This window comes from Variovorax sp. P4_D9 (assembly GCF_056401695.1).
The window spans coordinates 1-10,214 of sequence record NZ_JBFUIU010000311.1; the positions used below are offsets into that span (position 1 = coordinate 1).

9 protein-coding genes are annotated in these 10,214 nt (G+C 68.3%); 3 read left to right on the forward strand and 6 right to left on the reverse strand.

The genetic code is table 11. The annotated features are described in order from the left end of the window. Window positions 1–735: amidohydrolase family protein (locus tag AC1DY5_RS28335; RefSeq protein ID WP_478116792.1), on the forward strand; the 735-nt coding region annotated here is incomplete at its 5' end. Window positions 736–749: 14 nt separating this feature from the next. On the opposite strand, the gene AC1DY5_RS28340 is transcribed toward AC1DY5_RS28335, so the two are convergent. Next, on the reverse strand, window positions 750–2,930 hold the full coding sequence (locus AC1DY5_RS28340; RefSeq protein WP_478116794.1) for a catalase: 2,181 nt from the start codon (window positions 2,928–2,930) through the stop codon (window positions 750–752). A 282-nt stretch (window positions 2,931–3,212) separates the two neighbouring features. Here AC1DY5_RS28340 and AC1DY5_RS28345 point away from each other — a divergent pair, with 282 nt between their 5' ends. Continuing rightward, the gene (locus tag AC1DY5_RS28345; RefSeq protein ID WP_478116796.1) at window positions 3,213–4,040 is read left to right on the forward strand and encodes a transglutaminase-like domain-containing protein; all 828 of its coding nucleotides are present in this window, start codon (window positions 3,213–3,215) and stop codon (window positions 4,038–4,040) included. Window positions 4,041–4,158: 118 nt separating this feature from the next. Beyond that, complete coding sequence (locus tag AC1DY5_RS28350) at window positions 4,159–4,515, forward strand: hypothetical protein (RefSeq protein ID WP_478116798.1); 357 nt, start codon at window positions 4,159–4,161, stop codon at window positions 4,513–4,515. A 23-nt stretch (window positions 4,516–4,538) separates the two neighbouring features. Here the strand turns inward: AC1DY5_RS28350 and AC1DY5_RS28355 are convergent, their stop codons facing one another. The 5 genes from AC1DY5_RS28355 to AC1DY5_RS28375 all read right to left on the reverse strand — a co-directional run. Then, window positions 4,539–4,925: a DUF4345 domain-containing protein gene (locus AC1DY5_RS28355; RefSeq protein WP_478116799.1), complete on the reverse strand. Its 387-nt coding sequence runs from the start codon at window positions 4,923–4,925 to the stop codon at window positions 4,539–4,541. Window positions 4,926–4,983: 58 nt separating this feature from the next. Further along, on the reverse strand, window positions 4,984–7,047 hold the full coding sequence (ligD, locus tag AC1DY5_RS28360; protein ID WP_478116801.1) for a DNA ligase D: 2,064 nt from the start codon (window positions 7,045–7,047) through the stop codon (window positions 4,984–4,986). 80 nt (window positions 7,048–7,127) lie between these two features. Further along, on the reverse strand, window positions 7,128–9,173 hold the full coding sequence (gene paaZ / locus AC1DY5_RS28365) for a phenylacetic acid degradation bifunctional protein PaaZ (protein ID WP_478116802.1): 2,046 nt from the start codon (window positions 9,171–9,173) through the stop codon (window positions 7,128–7,130). 24 nt (window positions 9,174–9,197) lie between these two features. Beyond that, window positions 9,198–9,947: an ABC transporter ATP-binding protein gene (locus AC1DY5_RS28370; RefSeq protein ID WP_478116804.1), complete on the reverse strand. Its 750-nt coding sequence runs from the start codon at window positions 9,945–9,947 to the stop codon at window positions 9,198–9,200. Continuing rightward, window positions 9,944–10,214 (reverse strand): ABC transporter ATP-binding protein C-terminal domain-containing protein (locus AC1DY5_RS28375; protein ID WP_478116806.1); only part of this gene is annotated, 271 nt, incomplete at its 5' end. The genes AC1DY5_RS28370 and AC1DY5_RS28375, both read right to left, overlap by 4 nt.

A 10,214-nucleotide genomic window follows, 5' to 3' on the forward strand; every position in this document is an offset into this window, starting at 1 on the left:
GCCGACCTGTTCCTGACCGTGATGGATGCGCACGGCGTGCAACGGGCGCTGGTGGTCGGGCCGAACTCGGGCTACGGCACCGACAACCGCTGCCTGCTCGATGCGATCGCGCGCAGCGCGGGCCGCTTCAAGGGCATCGCGGTGGTCGACAACGACATCGCATTTGACGACCTGGCCGCCCTGAAGGCGCGAGGCATCGTCGGGGTGGCGTTCAACCCTTCGTTCCTGGGCGTCGCGTACTACCTGCAGACCGCCGATCTGCTGCAGAAACTCAGCCGGCTCGGAATGCTGCTCCAGGTGCAGGTCGAGAAGGACCAACTCCCCGCGCTGCTGCCGCTGCTGGACAGCGCGCCGCTGCGCCTGCTGATCGACCATTGCGGCAGGCCGCAGCCGGACGCCGGCCTCGGGCAGCCCGGCTTCGAGGCGCTGCTGGCACTGGGCCGCTCGCAGCGCGCGTTCATCAAGCTGTCGGGCTTCGCCAAGTTCTCGCAGCTGCCCCATCCGCACCAGGACGCCTGGCCCTTCGTACATGCACTGGCGGAGGCCTTCACGCTCGACCGCTGCGTCTGGGGCTCCGACTGGCCCTACCTGCGGGCGACCGAGCGCATCGACTACGGGGTTCAGCTGAAGCTGATCGAGCAACTCTTTCCGGACCCCGCCGACCGGCGCAAGCTGCTGTGGGAGACACCCTTGCAGCTTCTGGAAACCGGCCCCGGCGCGACGAATTCCCCCTGACCCAAGTCCGCGGCTCAGGCCGGCACAGCCGCGACGTTGGCCCGGTCCCAATGCCGGTGCTTCGCGATCGCCGCCACGAAGTCGTGCGCCACCTGCAGCGCCGCCGTGGCGTCGCCGAGGTTGGTGACCGGCGTCGCCGCCACCACGACGCCGGCCGGCGCGGACTTCGGGTCGGCGTCGATGCCCAGCGAGGCCAGCAACTGCACGCCCTCTCCGACGGTGCAGATCGCCTTGCAGTGCTTGTAGGCCTCGAGCACGAAGTGCAACGCGTCGCCGTTCTCGGCCAGGGCCTTCACGCCATCGGCGCCGGCCGGCACCAGCACCGCATCGAACATCACCGAGGGCATGTTGACGAAGGTGGCATCGACCTCGAGTTGCCGCTTCGAGGCGCTGGCGATGGTGCCGAGCCGCGGCCCGACCACCTTGCACTGGGCGCCGGCCTGTTCGATGCCCTCGCGGATCGGCTTGAGCGAGGCCGAGTCGATGCCGTCGGCCACCAGGATCGCGACCTTTCGCGTCTTGACCGAGCCGCCCCCGGGATCGGCCATGCTGAGCGCCGGCGACTCATCGACCGGCAGTGTCATGCGGTGCTCGCGGAAGCCGGCACGCCCGGCCGCCGCCTTGGGGTCGGGCGTCTTGATGCCCAGCGCCTCGGCCACGCGCCGCGCCAGCTTCTCGTCGACGTGCGCCAGGTTGTCGACCATGCGCTGGCGCACCGCCGGCACTTCGACCTTCGACAGCTCGAATCGGAAGGCCGCGATGATGTGCTCCTTCTCGGGCGCACTCTGGCTGTTGAAGAACAGCCGCGCCTGCGTGAAGTGGTCGTCAAAGGACGGGCTGCGCCGGCGCAGCTTCGGCGGCTCGAGCTGCTCCGGAAAGGGCTGGAAGCCGGCGCTTCCGCCGTCGACCCGGAACTCCTTGCCGTCCAACAGCGAGTGCGGCTCGTAGGCCACCTGGCCGCGCCCGATGGTCTGCCGGTGCATGCCGTCGCGCTGGAAGTTGTGGAAGGGGCAGACGCCCTTGTTGATCGGCAGCTCGTGGAAGTTGGCGCCGCCGAGCCTGGAGATCTGCGTGTCAGTGTAGGAGAACAGGCGGCCCTGCAGCAGCGGGTCGTTCGAGAAGTCGATGCCCGGCACCACATGGCCCGGATGGAAGGCCACCTGCTCGGTCTCGGCGAAGAAGTTGTCGGGATTGCGATTCAGCACCATGCGGCCGATGCGCTGCACCGGCACCATCTCTTCCGGGATCAGCTTGGTCGGGTCGAGCAGGTCGAAGCCGAAGGCGTGCTCCTTGTCCTGCGGGATCATCTGGACGCCGAGCTCCCACTCGGGAAAGTTGCCGCTCTCGATCGCCTCCCACAAGTCGCGCCGGTGGAAGTCGGCGTCCTTGCCGGCGATCTTCTGCGCCTCGTCCCAGGCCAGGCCGTGGACGCCAAGCTTGGGCTTCCAGTGGAACTTGACGAAATGGCTCTCGCCGTGCGCATTGACGAAACGGAAAGTGTGGACGCCGAAGCCCTCCATCATGCGCAGGCTGCGCGGAATCGCGCGGTCCGACATCGCCCACATCAGCATGTGGGTGGTCTCGGGCATCAGCGAGGCGAAGTCCCAGAAGGTGTCGTGGGCGCTCGCCGCCTGCGGCATCTCGTTGTGCGGCTCGGGCTTGACGGCATGGATCAGGTCGGGGAACTTCATCGCATCCTGGATGAAGAAGACCGGGATGTTGTTGCCCACCAGGTCGTAGTTGCCCTGCGGCGTATAGAACTTGACCGCGAAGCCGCGCACGTCCCGCACCGTATCGGCGGACCCGCGCGAACCCGCCACGGTCGAAAAGCGCACGAAAACGGGCGTCTTCACCGCTGGATCCTGCAGGAACTCGGCCGCCGTGAACTGCGACATCGACTTGTAGACCTCGAAATAGCCATGCGCGGCCGAACCGCGGGCGTGCACCACGCGCTCCGGGATCCGCTCGTGGTCGAAGTGCGTGATCTTCTCGCGCAGGATGAAATCCTCGAGCAGGGTCGGCCCGCGCACCCCCGCCTTGAGCGAGTTGTGGTTGTCGGGGATCTGCAGACCCTGGTTGGTGGTGAGCAGGGGCGCGTTGTCGCCCGTAGATGCCGCCAACTGCTCCTGCTTGACCTGGCTTCCATCGCCCAATTTCGAGCGACGGCCAGCGGCCGCCTTGGTCTGTGAGGTCATCTGGGTTTTCCTTGGGGTTCAAGAGAAGCGGCGCACGCAGGTGCGAGTCTTCTTAGATTAGGCTTGCGTCTGGCTCGGCGCCGTAGTGGCTGCACGCTCTCGCCTGTCGGCGCGCCGAGGGGTGTGCGGTAGGACCGCACCGACGGCCTCACGCCATGGCCTACGCGCTTTCGCGCGCAGCCGCCCACAGGGTGCGACGATGGACTTCCCTACGATAGACCGTACAAGTCGGCATCAAACCTGCTTTACCTGCAATTCCCACCCCAAAAAGGTCCGCCCACCATGCTCATCAAAATCGGTTTCGACATCGAGCTCGGGGTCACGGCGCCGACCGCGCTGATCTACATACTCCAGCTGCATCCTTCGCGGGCGGCCGACCTCCAGGGCATCGAGAACCTCACGATCAGTCCCCCCTTGCGCACCGATCACTACACGGACGGCTTCAATAACCATTGCGCCCGAGTGGCCGTGCCCCTGGGTGTGAGCCGGGTGCGCCTGCGCAACGAGGCGGTGGTGTTCGACACCGGCTGGCCGGACCCGGTCTCCTACGGCGCGATCGAGCATGCACCGGCAGACCTGGCGGTGGAAACGCTCCAGTTCCTGCTGCCAAGTCGCTACTGCGAGGTCGACAGCGAATTGCTGCAGTTCGCCTGGGCGCAGTTCAGCGGCGTCGCGCCAGGCTGGCCGCGGGTGCAGGCGATCTGCGACTTCGTTCACCGACACCTGCGCTTCGACTACCAATGCGCACGCGCCACGCGCACCGCCCTGGAGGCCTTCCGCGAGCGTGTCGGCGTCTGCCGCGACTTCACTCAGCTGGCCATTACGCTGTGCCGCTGCATGAACATCCCGGCGCGCTATGTCACGGGCTACCTCGGCGACATCGGCATCCCGCCGGTGCCGTATCCGATGGACTTCAGCGCCTGGTTCGAGGTCTACCTCGGCGATCGCTGGCACACCTTCGACGCCCGGCACAACACGCCGCGCATCGGTCGGGTGTTGATCGCGCGCGGGCGCGATGCGGCGGATGTGCCGATCACGATGGTGTTCGGCGCCAGCACGCTGGAGCGCTTCGAGGTGACGACCGACGAGGTGCACGCGCTCGCTGCCTGAGCGCCTGCGGGGCCCAGGCAGCCGACGATCCTGTCTTATGGCGTACCCTCCGGTCATGTGCTGAAAGGGAATGCAGATGAACACACGGATCGTGAATTCGATACTGGCGACGCTGAGCTTGGCCGGCCTCGCAACCACGTTCCCGGCGGCGGCTCAGCGCAACAACAACGATGCTGCGTTCGAAAGCGATCGGCGCTTCTGCGCCAGTGGCCGCTCGGGGATGGACTTCAACACCTGCATGCGGCAGATGCAGAGCCAGCGCAGCGGATGGAACAACAACGACAATCGGGGAAACAACAACGGCAGGGGCAACAACGACGGTTGGCAGAATGCGCCGTCGCCGGGATGGCGCGCACCGCCCTCGTCCCTGCCCCGCTTGAGCGACATGCAGAAGCGGGCGCTGGACAACTGCGTGCTGCTGCAGCGTTCGGAGCAGGCTCGCTGCCGCGCCACCGTGCTGTCGACTGTCCGTTAGGGCCGGTTCAAACTGCCGCTTTTTCAGGCGCTCGCGAAGTGCGCCACTGCGATCACGAACGGAAGCACCAGTTCGGGAATGAGGTAGGCGAGCCAGACGCCCCGGGGCTTGGGCAAGCCCACTTTGGCGATGGACACCAGCCGGCCGAAGCCCGCCAGCAGCACGCCGAGGGCGATCAGGTAGACCAGAAAGCCCTGCTGCCGTATGGTGATCGCCGCCCACAGGCAGATCAGCCCCATCGAGAAATATACCCCCGCCATGAAGCGATGGACGTTGTCCAGCCGCGGGTTGGTGTCCGGTTGCCCGAGCACCATCTGGACGGTGCCGCCGAACAGGGCAATGGCCGCCACCAGCACAAGGCAGGCTCGCACGACGATCTGACTGGCAAGGAGAGGGGCGTCGGGGGTCATGCGGGTCTTCTCTCTCGATTGGGAAGGTGTTCACATTCTGCCTCCGCCCAGCGCCGATTCAGGGCGGCGCGTAGCCCAGCATCTCCATCGCCGGCCCGAGCGCCTTGCCGCGCTTCTCGATCCCCTCCCACGGCCCATTGCCCACCGTCAGCCGATCGGCGATGTTGCGCACCGTCCATTGCGATGCGCTCTTCAGCTCTGGCAATTCGTCCCATTCCAGCGGCACCGACACGCCGAGCCCCGGCCGCGAGCGCGCCGACCAGGCACTGACGGTGGTCGCCCCGAAGCCGTTGCGCAGGTAGTCGACGAAGATCTTGCCGATCCGGTTGCGCGGCCCGCTCTTGGCGACGAAACGGTCGGGAATGGTGCTGGCCAGGTGCTGCACCACGGCTTGAGAGAAGCCCTTCACCGCGTCCCATCCGTAGTATCGCTTGATCGGCACCAGCACATGCAGGCCCTTGCCGCCGCTAGTCTTCAGGAAGGCCGGCAGTCCGAGTTCGGCTAGCAAGGTCTGCACCAGCAGCGCCGCCTCCTGGATCCGCGCCCAGGGCACGCCCTCCCCCGGGTCGAGGTCGAAGGTCACGCGGTCAGGCGTGGCGATCGCCTTCGAGCTCGCGTTCCAGGTGTGCAGTTCGATCACGTTCATCTGCGCCGCCGACAGCAAGCCGCGCACGGTGTCGATCTGCAGCAGCGGATCATGGTCCGGGTCGAGCGAAGGGTCGAGGAGCCGCACCCCCGGCATCTCGCTGTGCTGCGCGTGCTTCTGGAAGAAAAGCTCGCCGCCGACGCCCTCGGGCGCTCGGACCAGCGCCACCGGCCGGCCCTTCAGGTGCGGCAGCATGAGGTCCGCCACCTGCCCGTAGAAGGCCACCAGTTCGCCCTTGGTGATGCCGCTCTGGGCGTCGATCACGCGCTCGGCGTGGGTGATGCGCAGGTCCATGGACTTCTTCGCTCCTCGTGTATTGACTCTGCCGGCTGGGGCGGCCTCGGGCGGCTCGGCGCTCTCGCGCCGGATCTGCGCCGCCGGCTTGTCGCTGCGCAGGCCCTGGAACACCGAATGGCGGATCCGGCCATCGCGCGTCCACTCGCCGAAGGACACCTCGCACACCAGCACCGGCTCGACCCACCGGGCCTTCACGCCCGCGGGTCTTTCGTTGAACGGGCATGTGTCGCTGGCCTGCTTGTCGAGCCGGGCCTTGATGTTGGCCAGCCGGCTCTCATCGAAGCCGGTGCCGACATTGCCGCAGTAGATCAGCTGGCCCGCATCATCATGGACGCCGAGCAGCAGCGAGCCGAAGCCCGAACGCGAGCCCTTCGGCGCCGTGTAGCCGCCGATCACGAACTCCTGCCGGCGCTGGGTCTTGAGCTTGATCCAGTCGGGCGAGCGGCGCGAGACATAGGCCGAGCCCTTGCGCTTGCCAACGATGCCCTCGAAACCCAGCTTCGCCGACGAGGCGAGCAGGTCGCGCGGCGATTCGTCGAAGGCCTCGCTGAGCCGCAGGGGCACCGGCGGCCGGCCTCCGAGCAGCCGCGCCAGCCGATCGCGGCGCTCCTCGACGGGCAGGGCGCGCAGGTCCAGCCCGTCGAGGAAGGGCGCATCGAACAGCCAGTAGACGATCTTCGAAGTGGCACCGCTGTCGAAGGCGTTCTGCAGCGCCTGGAAGTCGGGTGCGCCGTGTTCGCCGGCGACCACGATCTCGCCGTCGAGCCAGGCCGAGCGCGTCTTCAGCCTGGCCAGCGCCTTCGCAAGCGCCGGCAGCCTGGCGGTCCAGTCGTTGCCGTTGCGGGTGATGCACTGCACCTTGTCGCCGTCGATGCGGGCCAGCAGGCGATAGCCGTCGAACTTGAGTTCGTAGAGCCAGTCGCCCGGCACGGCAGCCGGGGTCGACGCCAGCGTTGCCAGTTGCGGGGCCAGTGAAGCCGRCAAGGCGGCCTTGCGGCCCGCATCCTTCGAGGCACTCTTCCGGGCCGGCCTGCGCTTCGCGGCCGGCACCCCGGGCGGCGTTGGATCGTCGATGCCGTGGCCGCGCTTGCCGCCGCCGCGGGGCTCGAGCGTCTTCTTGAAATCGCGCTTGCCGTGGTACGGCGCCAGGGCTTCGCGCGTGCGGGAGGCTGCGGGCATGGGGGTTCTCCAGGCTGGCACGATAGTGCGCGCCGGAGAACCCGCCTGTAGGAACGCACCCCGAGCGGGGGCAACGAGCCTCAGGCCTTCTTCGCCACCAAGGTGAGGATGTCGTAGCTCGCCACCAGGTCGCCGTCCTGGTTGGTCACCTCGACGTCCCAGGCGACGACGCCCTGGCCGACGCCGTTGGCGTCCTTCTTCTGGCGGTCGATCTTGCGTTTGCAGGTGAGCCGGGCGCGGATGGTGTCGCCGATGCCCACCGGCTTCACGAAGCGCAGCGTGTCGAGGCCGTAATTCGCCAGCACCGGGCCGGGCGCCGGCGAGACGAACAGCCCGGCCGCCGCCGAGAGCACGAAGTACCCGTGCGCGATGCGCTTGCCGAACGGGCTCTCCTTGGCCGCGATCTCGTCGAAGTGCATGTAGAAGTAGTCGCCCGAGATGCCGCCGAAGGCCACGATGTCGGCCTCGCCCACGGTGCGGCGGTGGGTCAGCAGCGAGTCGCCGATGGCCAGGTCCTCGAAGTGCTTGCGGAACGGGTGCAGTTCGGATTCGTTGAGCTTGGCGCCGCGCATGTATTCGCCGGTGACCGCGGCGATCATGCTCGGCGAGCCCTGCAGCGCCGTGCGCTGCAGGTAGTGCTTGACCGCGCGCAGGCCGCCGAGCTCTTCTCCGCCGCCCGCGCGACCGGGGCCGCCGTGTTTGAGGAAGGGCAGCGGCGAGCCGTGGCCGGTCGATTCCACGGCGGCCTCGCGGTCCAGCACCAGCATGCGGCCGTGGTGCGCGGCGGCGATCGGGATCACGCGGGCGGCGGTCGCCGGGTCCTTGGTGACCAGTGTGCCGACCAGGCTGCCGCGTCCGCGTGCGGCCAGCGCCAGCGCTTCGTCGAGGCCGTCGTAGGCCATCAGCGTGCTGACAGGGCCGAAGGCCTCGATGTCGTGGACGGCGTCGTTGCCGAGCGGGTCGCGGGCCAGCAGCAGGGTCGGCGAGAAGAACGCGCCTTCGGCCACGCCCTCGCCCTGCGGCGCGAAGCCGTCGCCCTCGCCATAGATCAGTTCGGCGCCCTGCATCAGCAGCCGCACGCGCTCGGCCACGTCGGCCTGCTGAGCGTGCGAGGCCAGCGCACCCATGCGCACGTCCTCGCGCGCCGGATCGCCGACCACGGTCTTGGCGAGCCGCGCACGCAGCTTCTCGATCACCGCATCGATGCGCTCGCGCGGCACGATGGCGCGTCGGATCGCGGTGCACTTCTGGCCCGACTTGACCGTCATCTCGCGCGCCACTTCCTTGACGAAGAGGTCGAACTCCTCGTCGTCGGGCGAGACGTCGGGCGCCAGGATCGCGCAGTTGAGCGAGTCGGCCTCGGCATTGAACGGGATCGACTGGCGCAYGATGTTCGGATGCACGCGCAGCTTGGCGGCGGTGTCGGCCGAGCCAGTGAAGGTCACGACATCCATGCCGTCGAGCCGGTCGAGCAGGTCGCCGGTGCTGCCGATCACCAGTTGCAGGCTGCCCTCGGGCAGCAGGCCCGAGCGGTGCATGAGGCGCACCAGCGCCTCGGTGAGGTAGCTGGTCGAGGTGGCCGGCTTGCCGATGCAGGGCATGCCCGCGAGGAAGCTCGGCGCCCACTTCTCGAGCAGGCCCCAGACCGGAAAGTTGAAGGCGTTGATGTGCACCGCGACACCGCGGCGCGGCACCAGGATGTGGGTACCGGCAAAGCCGCCCTTCTTGCCGAGCGGCATGGCCGGGCCTTCGTGCACCAGGTTGCCGGAGGGCAGCTCGTTGCCGCCGATGCCAGCGTAGGCGGCCAGCGTGCCGGCGCCGCCTTCGATGTCGATCCAGCTGYCGGCGCGCGTCGCGCCGGTGTGGGCCGAGATCGCGTAGAGCTCTTCCTTGTGCTCGGCCAGGTACTTGGCGAGTGCGCGCAGGCGCTGGGCGCGCTGCTGGAAATCCATCGCCAGCAGGTTCGCCAGGCCGACCGTGCGCGCGTGGGCCAGGGCTTCGCCGAAATCGATGGCCTCGGCATGGGTGCTGGCCACCGGACGGCCATTGATGGCGCTGCGCAGCGCTTGCGCGCCCTGGGCGCCGAGCCAGCGGCCGCCGATGAAGCTCTGAAGGATCTGGGTCATGGTGTTCTCCGGGGGAGGGATGAATCAGGCGGCCGCCGCGACGGCCGCGCTCTTGTTGCCGAGGCCGAGGTAGGTATCGATGATTCGGCGGTCGTGAATCAGTTCCTGCGCCGGGCCGGTCAGCGCGACGGCGCCGGTCTCCAGCACATAGCCGCGGTCGGCGACCTGCAGCGCGGCGCGCGCGTTCTGCTCGACCAGCAGCACCGAGACACCGTGCGCGCGCAGCGAGGACACCACGTGCAGCACCTCGCGCACGATCAGCGGCGCCAGGCCCAGCGAGGGCTCGTCGARCATCAGCAGCCGCGGTCGCGCCATCAGCGCGCGGCCGATGGCGAGCATCTGGCGCTCGCCACCGGAGAGCGTGCTGGAGAGTTGTTCGCGGCGCTCCTTGAGACGCGGGAAGATCGCAAAGACCTCCTCCATGCGCTCCTTCTGGTCGCGCTTGCCGGTGCGCCAGCGATAGAAGCCGCCGAGCAGCAGGTTGTCCTCGACCGACATCTCGCCGAACAGCTCGCGCCGCTCGGGCACCAGCGCCACGCCGCGCGCGACCATCGCCTCGACGCTGGGCCGGGCGATGCGTTCGCCCGCCAGCGTCAGGGTGCCGCTCGACGGCAGCAGGCCCATCGCGGCGCACAGCAGCGTGGTCTTGCCGGCGCCGTTGGGGCCGATCACGGTGACGATCTCGCCCTCGTTCACCCGCAGCGCGACCTGGTGCACCGCCTCGACGGCGCCGTAGGCGACACTGAAATCCTTTAATTCGAAAAGCGACGTCATGCGGCCACCGCGATCGGTTCTTCGTCGCTGCCGCCCAGGTAAGCGTCCAGCACACGGGGGTTGGATTGCACCTGGGCCGGCGTGCCCTCGGCGATGACGGCGCCGAACTCGAGCACCGTGATGCGGTCGGCCAGGTTCATGACGAATTCCATGTCGTGCTCGACCACCAGGATGCCGAGGCCCTCGGCACGCAGCTGCGACAGCAGCTCGGCCAGCGCCTGCTTCTCCAGATGGCGCAGGCCGGCGGCCGGCTCGTCGAGCAGCAGC